This is a genomic window from Sphingobium sp. TomTYG72, assembly GCF_055394715.1.
The window spans coordinates 854,436-869,816 of the sequence record NZ_AP027337.1; the positions used below are offsets into that span (position 1 = coordinate 854,436).

Consider the following 15,381-nt stretch of genomic DNA (forward strand, 5'->3'; position numbering starts at 1 on the left):
ACTTCGGCGCGGGCGCATTCGTCACAACTACGAACCTTATAATATCTATGGGAGAGATATTGATGGCCAAGACATATACATGTGCAGCGCTACAGCTGATCATCGGGGTCAGCGGTCTGGCTCTTGCCAGCCAATCAATGGCACAGACCACCGCGACACCTTCGGAGCCGGGCCTCGACGAAATCGTCGTCACTGCCCAGAAGCGGGCCCAAAATCTTCAGGATGTCCCCATCGCCATCAGCGCGATCAGCTCCGAAAAGGTGGAACAGCTCGGCATTCGCGACAGCCGCGACCTGAGCGGCCTTGCTCCAAACGTCGTCGTGACGCAGGGCACCACAAGCAACAGCGCGGCGGTCTTTTCCATGCGCGGCATCTCAAACGGCGGCAGCGAAAGCTTCGGCATCGATGCAGCCAACGGCCTTTACGTGGACGGCGTATATATCGCGCGCGGCGGCGCAATGGGCCTCAGCGTCATGGATATCGAACGGGTAGAGGTTCTGCGCGGGCCGCAGGGCACCCTGTTCGGCCGCAATACAACGGGCGGCGCGATCCACTTCATTTCCCGCGCGCCCTCATCCACCTTCCGGCTGAAGGCGGAGGCTGGCTACGGCAATTTCAACGCCTGGAACGGCAAAATTTCCCTCGATCCCGGCGAGATCGCAGGTATCTCAACCACCTTCTCCTACAGCCACAGCGAACGGGACGGGGTCATCGACAACATTTTGCAACCCCGCGACTCCCGCGATCCGGGCGCTCGAAAGTCAGATGCGTTTCGCGCTGGCGCCAAAATCGACTTAGGCGGGACCGGCAGCATCCAGTATGTTTTCGACTGGAACCGTATCAAGGGCACGCCGCTGCCCTTCATCCTGACCCATGTCGCCGATGGTACGCCCAACGCCCCCATCACTGTCGATGGCCGACAGGCGCTGGTGACGCAGCAGGCGCCGGTAGCCCAATATCTGGCGGGGGCGACCTTCGCGGACCCGGAATGCGCTGCATTGGCTGCGCCCTCACGCACCTATCGGCATAAGGTCTGCAACAACATCCTCAGCAGCGCCACCGACAAGACCTGGGGTCATAATCTGCAAGTTCAGAATGACTTTGGCGGCTTCAAGGTCAAGACGACCACCGGCTATCGCTTCTGGAACAGCGACGGCGTTACCGATCTGGACGGGATTGGCGCGTTCAGCGGCCCGGCCTTCTCCAACGCAACACTGTTCAATGGAATGCCTGCATTCCTGCTTCAGCAAATTCCTACCATACCGGCCGCCGCCATACCGTTCATCTCGGCGGCCCCAGTGCCGACAGTCAGCCAGGATTTGTTCTTCGTCGACAATAAGCGGCGTCACAAGCAATTCAGCCAGGAAGTTGAAATTTCCGGTGACAGCAGTTCGCTGGATTGGGTCGTCGGCGGCTTTTACTTCTGGGAGAAGGGGTCCGAAAACGGCCGTCAAAATAGCGGCTTCATCCTGGACACCAATTCGGTCTTCCTAGCCAACTTCGGCCCTCTTGGACCGGACTTCGCCGCCAACAATCCAGCCCGTTACCGGCTCGTCCAGACGCTTGCCCGACTGAACTACACAACGTCGAGCGAGAGCACCGCGCTCTACGGCCAGTTCACCTTCTATCCGGGTGGCCGTGACAGTGGCATCCGCTTGACTGCGGGCGGCCGTTACACCTGGGACGAAAAGAAGATGATCCGTCTCCAGAACGGCGCAGCCCCGCCGCCCGTCCCGGAATATGGTGCTGCCAAGTTCAGCAAGTTCACCTGGAATCTCATGGCGGGCTATGATGTCGCCGATGGCATCAACGTCTATGCGCGCGCCGCCACGGGCTATCGTTCGGGTGGCTTCAATTCTCAGGACCCCGCGCTCACCGGCACCAACCAGCTGGGCAGCTTTGAACCGGAGAAGGTGACCTCCTACGAAATCGGCGCAAAGACGGAATTGTTCAACCGCCGCCTGCGCCTGAACGTCGCGGCCTATCACAACATCTACGACAATCTGGCCGTTATCGGCCCCGTCACCGACGCTCCAGCAGGCACATTTGCTACCCGCATTATCAACGCGGGCAAGGTCATCTATAATGGCGTGGAAGCGGAAGCGCAGGCAGTCCTGTCAGACAACTTCTCGATCGATGGCAGCATTGGCTATATCGACATAAAATATAGGGAGTTCCTGGCCGGACAGTCGCCCGTGGCCGGGGAACCTCCGGTCAACATCGCGTCGATCGCAACGCCCGGCTATACATCACCGCTGACCGCCAATGTGGCACTGAACGCGCAATTCCCGCTGAACTGGGGCAATGCAACCCTGCGTGGTCGGATCGGCTATACGCATGAAGACGGCAAATATAATTTCAGCAGCAGCCTCGGTTCACCGTTCAACGAACAGATCAAGGGCGATAATATCGACCTGATCGACGCACAGATCGGTGTTGACGGCATTCCTCTGGGGACGGGCGAAGGCGAAGTCCGCCTGTGGGTGAAGAACCTCACCAATGCGAAGGATTTCGCTCGCGGCATCGACTTCGGCCAACTCGGCTATGCGGGCGGATATTATGCCGAGCCGCGAACTTACGGCATCACCGTCGGCGCCAAATTCTAACCCTCTCCGGGGCCATCCCGCCCTTCCATGCCCCGTCTCCTCCCGGAGGCGGGGCCTTTTTCTGCCTGGCCTTGGCGATCATTTCACTTCGCATTCAGGCTCATTGCGCTAAAACAAGAAACCGACCTAGCGCGAAGGGATACGCCGAACTTGCTGAAATCATTGGCCGCCGCATCCCTTCTTGCCCTGTCTTCAGGCTTCATTGCGACAGCCAATGCCGAAACCTATTATGTCAGTTCCACGCAGGGCGACGACAGCTTCAACGGCACCTCACCAACGCAGCCGTGGCGCTCTCTCTCCCGCCTATCGACTTTCCCGCTGCAACCCGGCGATCAGGTCAAGCTGATGGCGGGATCGGTATGGCGAGAGCCTCTCACCCTCACCCGGTCGGGCAGTGAAAAGGCGCCTATCACTGTCACCTCAGACGGAACAGGCCCGCGCGCGCGTATTGATGCAGGCGGCGTGTCTCCCCATGCCGTCGGCATCATCAATGCAGATTATGTGACGGTCAGCGGCCTCGAAATCACGAACGACAGCCCCCTTCCCGCCCACCGCACCGGCCTTCTCATATCGGCCGAGGATCGCGGCATCACGCGCGGTATTCGTGTTCGCGACATGTATATTCACGATGTACGCGGGACCAACGACCGAAAGGATAATGGCGGGATAGTCTTCCGCGCCACCGGGCAAAAGCTGCCTACCCGCTTCGACGACCTTATCATCGAACGCAACATAGTCTGGCGCGTCGATCGATCCGGCATAGCCGGGATCAGCGATCAGGTGACATCCTCCAACTGGTTTCCCAGCGAAAAGGTCGTCATCCGCGACAATTATGTGGAGGATGTTGGCGGCGACGGCATCGTGCCGCGCGGCACCAATGGCGCGCTTATCGAACATAATATCGTGCGTTATGCGGGCAGCCGCGCGCCCGGCTATAATGCAGGCATCTGGCAATGGAGCACGGACAATAGCCTGATACAATTGAATGAGGCCGCCTATACCCGAACCCGCTATGATGGTCAGGGCTTCGATTCCGATTTCAACTCCCGCCGCACGACGTTCCTCTACAATTACAGCCATGACAATGCAGGCGGCTTTCTGCTCATCTGTTCGCCCGGCCAGGACGACAGCGCCAATATCGGCAACCACGGGACAGTCGCCCGCTTCAACGTCAGCCGCAATGACGGCACGCGCATATTCCAGATCGCGGGCAATGTGTCGGACGCGCTGATCGAGAAAAATGTCGTCCATGTTGGCAAGGCGATGGACGTGCAGATGGTCGTCGCGACCCAATGGGACGGATGGGCGCGCGGCGTCCGCTTTCGCAGCAATGTGTTCAAGGTTGCGGGGACCGCCCGCTATGGCAGCGAGATCGGGCGCAACGGCCCTGACTATCTGATCAAGGCGGGCTTTGATCCAGCGGAGTCTTTCCGGTTCAAGGGCAACAGCTATTTGGGCAGTCATGTCGATGCCCCCGATGACGGCGGCGCCCAGATCGAAACCAGCTATGAAGAACAGCCTGCGGACTGGCAGGTGCCCGTCTTCGACCCCGCCAAACCGGACGGCTTTCCCGAATATATCGCAAGCCATCGGCTCTGGATGCTGGGAATGCTGGGCCGCGAACTCGGAACTTTCGTGAAACTGAAGCAGCCCCGCCGCCTTCATGTTTCAGAAGTGCGGAGGTAGAGCATCTTGGCCACGCCACCTCTCTATGACATGCTGATCGTCGGCGGAGGGATAAACGGCGTCGGCATCGCGCGCGATGCGGCTGGACGCGGCTACCGGCTCCTTCTGGTGGAACAGGACGATCTTGCCAGCCAAACCTCGTCCGCGTCGACCAAGTTGATCCACGGCGGCCTGCGTTACCTGGAATATGGCGAGTTTCGGCTGGTCCGTGAATCCCTGATCGAACGGGAACGGCTTTGGCGCATGGCGCCTCACATCATCCGGCCGCTTGCCTTCCTGATGCCGCAAAACCTCTCGACGCGCCCGGCATGGTTGGTGCGCCTCGGCCTCTTTATCTATGACCATCTGGGCGGTCAGCAGAAATTGCCCGGCACACGCACAATTGCGCTCGATCGATCGCCCCTGGGAAACAGCCTGGCGAACCGCAAGGGACGCGGCTTCCTCTATTCGGATTGCTGGGTCGAGGACAGCCGCCTTGTGGTGCTGAACGCGATGGACGCGGCCAAGCAAGGCGCGCATATCGAAACCCGCACCCGCCTGCTCCACGCTCGCCGGGACGGGTCAGTCTGGTCGGCTACCATCGAGGATGCGCATGGCGCGAAAGATGTGCGCGCACGCATATTGGTCAATGCCGCAGGTCCATGGGTCGCGGACATCATCGCCCGCTCCGGCCTCGACAGCCGCCGGAAAGTCCGTCTCGTAAAGGGCAGTCATATCGTCGTGCCGCGCCTCCACGAAGGGGACCATGCCCTCACGCTCCAGCATATTGACGGTCGCATCATCTTCGCCATTCCCTACGAGCATCGCTTCACGCTGATCGGCACCACCGAACAAGAGTGGCACGATCCACCGGGCAAGCCACAAATCAGTGAGACCGAGATCGACTATTTGCTCGGCGTCGCAAACAGCTACTTCGCCCGGAAAATCGCGCGCGAAGACATAATCTGGTCCTATTCAGGCATCCGCCCGCTCTATGACGATCAAGCGGGCAATGCCTCCGCCGTCACCCGCGACTATGTCCTCGACCTCGACAGCGAAGGCGCTCCCCTTCTCAGCATCTTCGGCGGTAAGATCACCACCTACCGGAAACTGGCCGAGCAGGCGCTCGACCTCCTTGCGCCCCAGGGAATCGAGACGCGGGGCGCCTGGACCGCGAACACGGCGCTCCCAGGTGGGGATATGCCCGACGGGAACTTCGGTGCCTTCTTGCAAGAATTGGAACGCCAATATCCCGCCCTGCCCCATTCGCTCCTCCACCGCCTGGCCCGCGCTTATGGCACATGCGCCCTGAAACTGCTGGGCGCGGCTGAAACGCTGGACGATCTGGGGGAAATGTTCGGCGGCGACCTCAGCCGTGCCGAAGTCGATTATCTTGTCAGGGAAGAATGGGCACAGACTGCCGAAGACATTCTCTACCGCCGCAGCAAGCTCGGCCTGCACCTGACGCCGGAGGCAAGCGAGGCGCTTGTCCGCTATCTCGACCATCCTGTTTCATGCCGATCTGTCCGGAATGAATGAAGCACAGCGCCCCAGGTGGGGAGATGGGTCTTTGGGACGCTGTGCTTCTCTCCCACAGTGCGACCCGAGGGAGTTGAGGCAGCGCGACATGGCAGGACGATCCCGCACATGATCGCGGTATGTCTGTAACAGGGACCGCGCAGGCTCGATCGATATCCTGCGCCCGCCCGAACGGATGACTAATTCAGCCCCGACGGCAAATCGCGTGGCCAGGCGGCCCAAATTTCAGCAATGGAGAAAAAAGGATAAGCGGTTTCATCGCGTCATGTCCTGCTTCGGTAACCCCGCTGTCTCAATCAAGAGATCGGAAGCTTTGCGTCCTGCCGTCACCAGCAGTTTGCCTTTTCGTCAGATCACTCGCCGCAGCGCGCTTCTCTGCCTTGGGGATTATTTAACCGAATTATCGCCTCAAGTCAAATATTTGTGGCTAAAAAAAGAGGCGGTCTGACAACTTTGCTGCCGATCCATCTGTAGTTGTTCATCTCTTCCCAACAAGCCGCAGCCCCTTCCCCGGAATGATTTGAACCGATAACAGCATCATGCGACGCCAGCGAAACAGGTGAGATAAGAATGACGGATCAACTGATCATCTTCGTGCAAAATGGCGTCGGCCGCATCCGCCTGAACCGGCCAAGAGCAATACATGCGCTGACCACCGAAATGTGCGCCGCCATGATCGATGCCCTGCTCGCCTGGCGTCACGATGATGACGTGTCAGCCGTCATGCTCGACCACGCCCCCTCCCCCGATGGCGACCCCAAATTGTCGCGCGGCTTCTGCGCGGGCGGCGACATCGCCATGATCGCCAACAGCGCAAAGAACGACTTTTCGGAAGCGGAACGCTTCTTCCACACCGAATACCGGCTGAACCATCTGCTGTTCATATATGAAAAGCCGGTCATCGCCTTCATCGACGGCATAGTCATGGGCGGTGGCGTCGGCATTTCCGATCCGGCGCGCTTCCGCATCGCGACCGAGCGCACCGTCTACGCCATGCCCGAAACAGGCATCGGCCTGTTCCCCGATGTCGGCGGCGGCTGGTTCCTCCCGCGTATGCCGGGCCGCACCGGCACATGGCTCGCCACCACCGGAGCCCGCATCAATGGAGCGGACTGCGCGGCGATCGGCATCGCCACCCATTATATGGCCTCGGAAAAGCTCGACGCCGTCAAGGCCCGGATCATCGCAGACCCCGATGGCATCAGCGAAATCCTCGACGAGATGAGCGACCCGTCACCCCCCTCCCTCTGGGAAGCACAGCGGGCCGACATAGACCGGCTGTTTGCCTCCAACCGCTACGAAGACATCCTTGCTGCCCTGCGCACCGACGGATCGAAATGGGCACAAGCGCAACTAGCGGTTCTCGCCACCAAATCACCCCAGACGATCAAGGTCGCCCTGCGGCAAATGGCAGAGGGCGCGGCCTTCACGGACTTCGCGGCCAACATGCGCAACGAATATCGCATCGCCTGCCACGTCATCCGCCGCCCCGACTTCATCGAAGGCGTGCGTGCCGTCATCTTCGACAAAGACAATGCGCCGAGATGGAACCCTGCCACCCCCGAAGAGGTCACGAATGCGCTCATCGACAGCATCTTCGCACCACTCTCACCGGACAGGGAATGGACGCCGCTTCCCGAACTCGGAGAGTGAATATCTGGCGCCCATTCCCCCTATACTGCGATGGCACATGGCAATATGAAATCCGGACAGATAATCGGTATTCTTGAAAGGGAGACGACTTGATGAGGCACCTGGCCCTAACCACTCTGGCCCTGGCGATTGCTACCCCCGCCGCTGCGCAAATGCAGATCAAGCCGATCGCCCCACTCACCAAGGGAGAGTTGCCGCTCTACCCCAACGACAAGACCCCCGATAATGAGCAATGGGAGCATGCCAGTGCTCGATATGGCCCACTGGTCATCGAAAATGACACCGTCCGCAACGTCACGCGTCCCACCATAACGCCCTATCTGCCTGATCCTGCCAAGGCCACTGGAGCGGCGGTACTCGTCGCGCCCGGCGGCGCCTTCATGACGCTGTCAATGTCCAGTGAGGGTGAAGTCATCGCCCGCTCGCTCGCCGAGCAGGGCATCGCCGCCTTCGTTCTCAAATACCGCCTCAACGAAACGCCGCGGGACAGCAAAGCCTTCATGGCCGCGATAGGTCAACGCATGGCGCAGGCCGCCCGCGGCACCCCCAACATGGAAATCAAGGAACCACGCGCCACCCAGGATGCTCTTGCGGGCTTGGCCATGGTCCGCAACCGAGCAAAGGAATTCCGCATCGATCCGACTCGTGTCGGCATGATCGGCTTTTCCGCAGGCGCCATGACCGCTCTCAATGCCGCGCTGGAAGGACAAGGCGAAGCACGCCCGGCTTTCATCGGCTATATCTATGGCCCCATGACTGCCGTCACCGTACCCGCCGACGCGCCACCCATGTTCAATGCCATCGCTCTCGACGACAACCTTTTCAAAAAGCAGGGATTCGGCATTGTCGAAGCATGGCGCAATGCGCGCCGCCCGGTCGAACTTCACGCCTACGAACGCGGCGACCATGGCTTCGGCATCGGTCGCCCAAACACCACTTCCACTGGCGTCCTGCCACAATTCGTCGCTTGGTTGCGCATGCGCGGAATTTTGAAACAGCAGGTTCCACAATGAGCGAACGGGCCTTGATCCGGATTCCGCTTTATGCCCCGCCAATCAGTCACACATCCCAAACGCCGCTAGCCGCCGCATCCCGCGCATATTCGGAAAAGCGTCTCGGCTTGCGGCCCAAAACCCGCTCAACATCGTCCGTAACATAGGCCAGCTTGCCGTCAGCGATACCAGAATAGGTATAGGCATATTCCTCGGGCAACCCGTTCGACAGGATCGACTCCCGAAATGCGTCGAAACTGATGGGGGTGAAACTGATCTTCCGTCCCGCCGCCTTCGTCAACGCATAGGCGGCTGCTTCAAAGCCTATCGATTCCGGCCCGGTCAGCTCATAAATCTGTCCACTATGCCGACCGTCCAATAACGCCTCTGCCGCGACAGCAGCGACATCTTCGATATCGATAAACGGCTCGGTCGCGTCACCGACCGGCAGCACGATCTCACCCGCCAGCACCGCGTCGAGGAAGAACATTTCCGAGAAATTCTGCATGAACCATGCCGGACGAAGGACTGTCCAGTCCGCCGCGCTCGCCCTGAATCCGCCTTCAACCGCATCCAGAAAGCCCTCATCGGCTCGCCCGGAAAGCAGCACCTGCCGCTTAACCCCGCAATCGAGCGCAAGCTGTGCAAGCCGCCCAATCTGTGCGCCAGCATCGGGATGCGTATTGTCATGATGCGCGATATAAAGGCCATCCGCGCCCTCCAGCAGAGGTTTCCAGCTGGCCTCATCCTCCCACGCAAACGGCTGCGCCGCGCTACGCGAACCAATGCGGACAATGTGACCAAGAGCCGTCAGACGATCGGCCAGACGACGACCCGTCTTCCCCGTGCCGCCGACGATGAGAATGGTCGATTTCTGGCTCATTTCTATCCCCTCGGCTGCCATCAGCATATCAATTACAACGATGAATGTAACCTGGCGCCCGCTTTGTCCATGAAGAGTTCCTATACCGGCAGCTCTCCCGGCGACTGGCGCGTTAGCCAAGGACAGGCTATCAGCCCGTCATGAGCGAGGATATCCGCCACATTCTCGATCGCCTGCGTACGCCGCCCGACAATGTCGTGGCCCGCGCCCGCCGTATGGTCGAAGCTTATGTGCCGGAGGATCGTCGTGGCCCCGGTTGGGACCGCCACTGGCGCGAACTGGAAGCCTATATAGAATTGCCCGGCCGCTGGATCGGCGGAGAGAAAACCGAAGATGACGTCTGACAAGATCACCGATCTCCTCGTCGCCCGCCTTGTTCGCGACCACGGCCGCAGCAAGCATCACTGGCGCAAGCTACTCGGCGCCGTTCGCCTCTACAGCCGCGCCACCCATCCGCATTGCAACTGGACGATCACACCAACCGGCACCTTCCATGAAGTTTCGGTGATCGAAGGGCTGATGGATGACCTTAGAATGCGTTATCCAGTGATCAGCGGCTGAAGCGCCAGCCCACCAAAAAGATAAGGATTTTTGCCGCTTTCCGCCAATAGCTTGGCACCAGATCGACTTTGCGTCGTTATCGTCATTCAGGAGGGGTCTTGAATGGACACCCGTGAAGACATTGTTGCGATAGGGCTGCTGACGCAGAACGATATTCATCGGCTTGGCGAAAGTTTTTCCCGGCTCTTCCCGCTCCCGCGCGACGGCGCCTTCGACGATCTGATTAAGGCGATCGATGAAGCCGACCGCGAAAAGGACCGCCGTCCAAAACCATGATCCGCTGCCTATTGGACTACGGCTAAAGTAAAGTCGGGTCCGGCTGTAAATCTTCGACCTTATCATGGTCGGGGCAACCGGACCCGGTTCCGCGAGATCGGGGGAACCTCGCGGAAGCCGCAGGCTCCCCGAGCACCGGCGGCTGAGCAGCATTCTACAATGACGCGCCTCTGCAAACACTGACGCTTAATGCTGCCAGTCCGGCGATTTGGGAGGAAGCCAAATCTCCTTTAGGAGAGTTGACGGAAAGCCACGCTATCCCCATGGAATCGCAACTGGCTATCCCGATAACAGCGGGCTTGAGCAGGCCACCGCTGTGCCGTTATGACGCAACCATGCGATCCTCCCTTTTGCCGCTCCTGCTTGCCTTGTTCATCGCTGGATGCGCTTCGTACCAGCCCGTATCGGACACGCCGGTTCGCGTTGGGTCGCCCTATACGGTGCGTGGCGTCACCTATGTTCCCGCGCAACAACCGGGCTATGATGAGGTCGGCTATGCCAGCTGGTATGGGAATGAATCAGGCAACCGTACAGCGCGCGGAGAGAAGTTCCGGCCGGGCTGGATCAGCGCCGCTCACCCCACCTTGCCGCTGCCATCCTATGTAGAGGTGACGGAGCTGGGCAGCGGCCGAACCGTGTTGGTTCGAGTCAACGATCGGGGTCCCTTCACGCGCGGGCGGATCATCGACCTCTCCCGAGGGGCGGCGGAAGCGCTGGGGATACGCAGTCAGGGGCAAAGCGCCGTGCGCGTCAGGCTTGCCGAACCCCGCGAGAAGGATCGCCAGCGCCTGCGCAAAGGCAAGGAAGCGAGCGAACGGCCGCCGCTCACCGGCGAAGCCCTTACCGCGCAACGCCGCCGCCTTCTTGCACCGCGCTGAATTTAGCCTCGCCTTGACGGCCAACCGCTGTATAGCGGCATATATATCTCAGGCGTCAGGCGTCGCATGCATCGGTTCCTTGTTCTGCTCCTTCTGCTCTTTACCGGCTTTGCGTTTGAACCCGCTGAGGCGCGGGAACGCGGGCCTTTGATATTGGCCGCCGCCAGCCTCCAGGAATCGCTGACCGCCGCCGCCGATGCCTGGACGGCGCAGGGGCATGACCGGCCAGTCCTTTCCTTCGCCGCTTCTTCCGCCCTCGCCCGGCAAATAGAGGCTGGGGCGCCTGCCGACCTGTTCTTGTCGGCGGATGAACCCTGGATGGATGCCATCGCCGCGAAAGGGCTCGTCCGCCGGGGGACCCGTGTTCCGCTGCTTACCAACCGCCTCGTCCTGATCGCTCCGGTGGGCAGCGGTACGAAAATGGCTATCCGCCGTGGATTCCCCCTCGCCCGTGCGATCGGCACTGGCCGCCTCGCAATGGCGGACCCGAACAGCGTCCCGGCCGGAAAATATGGCAAGGCGGCGCTTGTGGCACTCGGCGTCTGGCCAGCACTATCCGGTAAAGTGGCGGCGGCGGAAAACGTCCGGGCGGCCCTGGCGATGGTGGAGCGGCAGCAGGCGCCCTTTGGCATCGTCTACGAAACCGATGCACGGGCTACGAACGCCGTCCGTATCGTGGGCGTCTTTCCGGCGGCCAGTCACCCGAAAATCACCTATCCATTAGCGCTGTTAAGCCGCTCCACCCATCCCGAGGCGGCAGCATTCCACCGCTTTCTCCTGTCTCCACGCGGCAAGGCGATCTTCCACCGCTACGGTTTCGGAACGCGGTGACGGTCACCGTCTTGAGCCCGGAAGAATGGGAGATCGTCCAGCTGTCCCTGAAGGTCAGCTTTGCGGCCATGCTCTTTACTCTGCCCTTGGCCTTCGCCCTAGCCTGGGTTCTCGCGCGGTGGCGCTTTCCGGGCAAGCTGCTGCTCGACGCGGCGGTCCACCTCCCGCTTGTCCTGCCACCGGTGGTGATCGGTTGGCTGCTGCTCCTGACTCTCGGACCTGCCGGACCTGTAGGAAGCATAATGGAACGGTGGTTCGGTGTGACCGTCATGTTCCGCTGGACCGGCGCCGCCATCGCCGCGGGCATCATGGCCCTCCCCCTGATGGTGCGCGCGATCCGCCTATCGATCGAAGCCGTAGATCACCGCTTGGAAGAAGCCGCCCAAACCCTCGGCGCCAGCCCCGCCTGGTGTTTCCTGACGATCCTCCTCCCCCTATCTCTACCCGGATTAGCTGCAGCATTCATTCTTGGTTTTGCCCGATCACTCGGCGAATTCGGCGCCACCATCAGCTTTGTCTCAAACATTCCGGGAGAAACCCGCACCCTGTCGCTCGCCATCTACAGCGCCCTCCAGGTCCCCGGCGCCGACGCCGTCGTATGGCGGCTCGCCGTGATTTCGATCTGCCTGTCGCTAGGCGCACTTTTGCTTTCAGAAGCGCTCAGCCGCCGGGTATCGGCCGATAGGTCCAGCCATGTCCTTTGACATCGACGTCCGCAAGCTTCTCGGCCCCACCCTCGTTACGGCGCGCTTTGCAGCATCAGATGGCATCACCCTACTCTGGGGACCTTCCGGCGTAGGGAAGACCTCTATCCTCAACATGATCGCTGGTCTGCTGCGCCCGGATCAGGGCCATATCAGCGTCGATGAAGAAATATTGTTCGATGCCGATGCCGCCATCGATTTGCCCTCCTATCGTCGTCGCATCGGATATGTTTTCCAGGATGGCCGCCTTTTCCCGCATCTTCGGGTGCGGGCGAACCTGCTTTATGGCCGTCGGCTTGCGACGCCGCAGGACAGGTGGATGTCTCTACAAGCGGTCGTCGATTTTCTCGGGATTGAGCATCTCCTCAGCCGCTGGCCACGCACACTGTCGGGCGGCGAAGCACAGCGCGTTGCCATTGGCCGCGCGCTCCTGTCTGGCGCGCGAGCCTTGCTCATGGACGAACCTCTCGCCTCCATTGACCCCGCCCGCCGGGAAGACATCATGGATGTTGTCCTGCGCATACGGGACGAGATTCGGCTCCCAATAATCTATGTCACCCATAATCCAGACGAAGCCGATCGTCTGGCAACGCGAAAGATCGAACTTACGCCTTCATTTCGATAAGGGCGACCAGCCCGCCACCTTTCGCATTCATCAGCCGGACGGATGCATCGAAGGTGAGCGCCAGTGACCGCGCTATAGTCAGACCGATGCCCGTGCCGGGCCGCCCGCCCGGCTGCCCTGACGCCCCGCGAGTAAAGGGCTCAAACATCTGATCTAGTTGTTCCGGCGGTATGCCCGGCCCCTTGTCCCTGATGTGGATGACAAGTCTGCATCCCTGGCGGAAACATCCGATTTCGGCCCCGCCACCATATTTGATGGCGTTACTGACCAGATTACTGATGCACCGGCTCAGTGCATTGGGTTTGGCCCGGATCGTCCCGCCACACCCTCCCGCGAACCGCAATGGAGCGCCCAGATCCTGCGCATCCTCGACCATGCTTTCCAGCATGGAATCGATGTCGATGACGGACCATTCTTCCTGCGTCTCGGTACTGGCGGCGAGATCAAGCCCCTCCTTGACCAAGGTTTGCATCGCCTGATGGTCCTGCAACAGCCGCGCACGCAACTCGTCATTTTCGACGAGTTCAAGCCGCAACCTTAGCCGGGTAAGCGGCGTCTGCAGATCGTGGCTGATGGCCGCCAGCAATTGCGTACGCTCGGCGAAACCCGCACGTGCGCGCCGTTGCATGAGGTTGAAGGTCGATAGCGCCGCACGTACTTCTTCCGGCCCATTTTCCGGGATTTCCTCCGGGTCGAGCGACAGGGAGAAGGACTCCGCCGCGTGCTCAAGGCGCCGCAGTGGTTGGGTTACGATCCGGGACACGATGATAGCAAGACCAGCAGATGCGATGATGATCAGGAGCATATAGAGCGGGTTGGCCATCATGCTGGGCGGACGCTCCATGCGCGGCAGGTTGAGCGCCATGGACCGCCGAGCACCAGTGCTATCGGTAAACCGTACGATCCAGCATGCCGGACGCGGCGCGTTGACTACCCCTGCCGCGCCCGCCGATGGATCATAACGCAGGCGGGGAAAGCAAAATCCTGCAGGAACCTGGCTAGCCTCCGGGTTGGACCCGGGGCCGAACCGCGCCCTGAGCGCTTTTGCAAGCTCAGCATCCGGTTCAGCCACCGCGATGCCCTCCGGTGCTAACGCTGCGCCCATGATCTGCTGGGCCGCCAGCATGGCCTCCACCCGCTTGGGATCACGCTGAAGGCGATGGCCGATGTCCTCGGCGCTCGCCACCACCCGCTGCATGCGCCATTGCTGAAAGTCATGGCTCCTGCTCTGTTCAGCGATCAGCAAAGCCAGCATCGCGGCCAACGACATGCCAATCGTCAGCAGCAGGAATATCTGCCCTGTCAGTGAGCGCAGAAAGCCTCGAACACGGCTCCAAAGACGCTCAATCATTCGTAGGACACCGGACTGGCGAGTACATACCCTTCGCCCCGCACCGTCAGAATGAGTTCCTCACCCCCCGGCATGGTCGCCAGTTTCTGCCGCAATCGGCTCACCTGTAAATCGGTCGAGCGGTCGAACGCAGCAGTCGCTCGACGTTCAGGCACAAGGTTTTCCCTTGAGAGGACCACATTGGGCTCATCGATAAACCGGGACAGCAGACGGAACTCCGCTGACGAAAGCATCACCAGCCGCCCGTCTTCAGCGATCAGCCTGCGCTGGAAGAGATCGAGACGCCAGGGACCGAGCCTGGCGATGCGCACGCCTTTGTCGCGCTGCCGGTCGGGTTCGTCAGCATGGGACCGGCGTAACAGGTTGCGTATGCGAACGAGCAATTCGCGTGGCTCGAACGGCTTTGTGAGATAGTCATCCGCTCCCAGTTCCAACCCGAGCACCCGGTCGATCGCGCTGCCTCTGGCGGATACCATGATGATGGGGACGTCATTTCCTTCGGCCCGCAACTCCCGGCACAGGGTGAGCCCGTCACCGTCCGGGAGGTTGAGGTCAAGCACGATGAGGTCGGCCGCATGTACCGAAAGGGCCTGATGAAGCTCTGCCAGGCTGCCTGCGGGCACAACCTCATAATGTTCCTGTCGCAATTGCCGAACAATCAAGTCCCGAATGTCGGGGTCATCATCGACTACGATCAGGCGTGCTTGGCGGCTGTTCATTTGGTCAGGCATCGCGTCCTTTTACGGTGTTCGGCATTAAAAGTCTGCCTTCGTCATGCTCGCTGATACCCGCTGATACATTCCGACATATTGCGATG

At 60.6% G+C, this 15,381-nt stretch carries 15 protein-coding genes and 1 riboswitch; of the genes, 12 read left to right on the forward strand and 3 right to left on the reverse strand.

Annotated features, from left to right (window positions below):
* Window positions 1-62: 62 nt before the first annotated feature.
* The 5 genes from ACZ5U1_RS17215 to ACZ5U1_RS17235 all read left to right on the forward strand — a co-directional run bounded on the left by ACZ5U1_RS17215 (window position 63) and on the right by ACZ5U1_RS17235 (window position 8,476).
* The gene (locus tag ACZ5U1_RS17215) at window positions 63-2,606 is read left to right on the forward strand and encodes a TonB-dependent receptor (protein WP_464780356.1); all 2,544 of its coding nucleotides are present in this window, start codon (window positions 63-65) and stop codon (window positions 2,604-2,606) included.
* A gap of 150 nt (window positions 2,607-2,756) precedes the next feature.
* A complete protein-coding gene (locus ACZ5U1_RS17220; RefSeq protein ID WP_464780357.1) occupies window positions 2,757-4,292 on the forward strand; it encodes a right-handed parallel beta-helix repeat-containing protein in 1,536 nt (511 codons plus the stop codon).
* A 30-nt stretch (window positions 4,293-4,322) separates the two neighbouring features.
* On the forward strand, window positions 4,323-5,810 hold the full coding sequence (gene glpD / locus ACZ5U1_RS17225; RefSeq protein ID WP_464780830.1) for a glycerol-3-phosphate dehydrogenase: 1,488 nt from the start codon (window positions 4,323-4,325) through the stop codon (window positions 5,808-5,810).
* A gap of 274 nt (window positions 5,811-6,084) precedes the next feature.
* A riboswitch (cyclic di-GMP riboswitch) is annotated at window positions 6,085-6,162 on the reverse strand.
* A gap of 218 nt (window positions 6,163-6,380) precedes the next feature.
* Window positions 6,381-7,463 (forward strand): enoyl-CoA hydratase/isomerase family protein, encoded by a 1,083-nt coding sequence (locus ACZ5U1_RS17230; protein WP_464780358.1) that lies wholly within the window; start codon window positions 6,381-6,383, stop codon window positions 7,461-7,463.
* Between the two features lie 92 nt (window positions 7,464-7,555).
* On the forward strand, window positions 7,556-8,476 hold the full coding sequence (locus tag ACZ5U1_RS17235) for an alpha/beta hydrolase (RefSeq protein ID WP_464780359.1): 921 nt from the start codon (window positions 7,556-7,558) through the stop codon (window positions 8,474-8,476).
* A gap of 46 nt (window positions 8,477-8,522) precedes the next feature.
* Here the strand turns inward: ACZ5U1_RS17235 and ACZ5U1_RS17240 are convergent, their stop codons facing one another.
* Window positions 8,523-9,338, reverse strand: coding sequence for an NmrA family NAD(P)-binding protein (locus ACZ5U1_RS17240; RefSeq protein WP_464780360.1), 816 nt, complete (start codon window positions 9,336-9,338; stop codon window positions 8,523-8,525).
* Between the two features lie 140 nt (window positions 9,339-9,478).
* On the opposite strand from ACZ5U1_RS17240, the gene ACZ5U1_RS17245 reads away from it, so the two are divergent.
* The 7 genes from ACZ5U1_RS17245 (at window position 9,479) to ACZ5U1_RS17275 (ending at window position 13,213) form a co-directional block, all read left to right on the forward strand.
* The gene (locus ACZ5U1_RS17245) at window positions 9,479-9,682 is read left to right on the forward strand and encodes a hypothetical protein (protein WP_464780361.1); all 204 of its coding nucleotides are present in this window, start codon (window positions 9,479-9,481) and stop codon (window positions 9,680-9,682) included.
* Window positions 9,672-9,899 (forward strand): hypothetical protein, encoded by a 228-nt coding sequence (locus ACZ5U1_RS17250; RefSeq protein WP_464780362.1) that lies wholly within the window; start codon window positions 9,672-9,674, stop codon window positions 9,897-9,899. The genes ACZ5U1_RS17245 and ACZ5U1_RS17250 overlap by 11 nt, the downstream gene beginning before the upstream one ends.
* A gap of 102 nt (window positions 9,900-10,001) precedes the next feature.
* A complete protein-coding gene (locus tag ACZ5U1_RS17255) occupies window positions 10,002-10,175 on the forward strand; it encodes a hypothetical protein (RefSeq protein ID WP_464780363.1) in 174 nt (57 codons plus the stop codon).
* Between the two features lie 335 nt (window positions 10,176-10,510).
* Window positions 10,511-11,053, forward strand: a complete 543-nt coding sequence (locus ACZ5U1_RS17260; RefSeq protein WP_464780831.1) for a septal ring lytic transglycosylase RlpA family protein — start codon at window positions 10,511-10,513, stop codon at window positions 11,051-11,053.
* Between the two features lie 66 nt (window positions 11,054-11,119).
* Window positions 11,120-11,884, forward strand: coding sequence for a molybdate ABC transporter substrate-binding protein (gene modA, locus ACZ5U1_RS17265; protein WP_464780364.1), 765 nt, complete (start codon window positions 11,120-11,122; stop codon window positions 11,882-11,884).
* Window positions 11,885-11,952: 68 nt separating this feature from the next.
* Window positions 11,953-12,588, forward strand: coding sequence for a molybdate ABC transporter permease subunit (gene modB, locus ACZ5U1_RS17270; RefSeq protein ID WP_464780832.1), 636 nt, complete (start codon window positions 11,953-11,955; stop codon window positions 12,586-12,588).
* Window positions 12,578-13,213: an ATP-binding cassette domain-containing protein gene (locus ACZ5U1_RS17275; RefSeq protein WP_464780365.1), complete on the forward strand. Its 636-nt coding sequence runs from the start codon at window positions 12,578-12,580 to the stop codon at window positions 13,211-13,213. The genes modB and ACZ5U1_RS17275 overlap by 11 nt, the downstream gene beginning before the upstream one ends.
* On the opposite strand, the gene ACZ5U1_RS17280 is transcribed toward ACZ5U1_RS17275, so the two are convergent.
* Window positions 13,194-14,564 (reverse strand): ATP-binding protein, encoded by a 1,371-nt coding sequence (locus ACZ5U1_RS17280; protein WP_464780366.1) that lies wholly within the window; start codon window positions 14,562-14,564, stop codon window positions 13,194-13,196. The two genes, ACZ5U1_RS17275 and ACZ5U1_RS17280, sit on opposite strands and share 20 nt — an antisense overlap.
* A complete protein-coding gene (locus ACZ5U1_RS17285; protein WP_464780367.1) occupies window positions 14,561-15,295 on the reverse strand; it encodes a response regulator transcription factor in 735 nt (244 codons plus the stop codon). Before ACZ5U1_RS17285 ends, ACZ5U1_RS17280 begins: the two co-directional genes overlap by 4 nt.
* Window positions 15,296-15,381 lie beyond the last annotated feature (86 nt).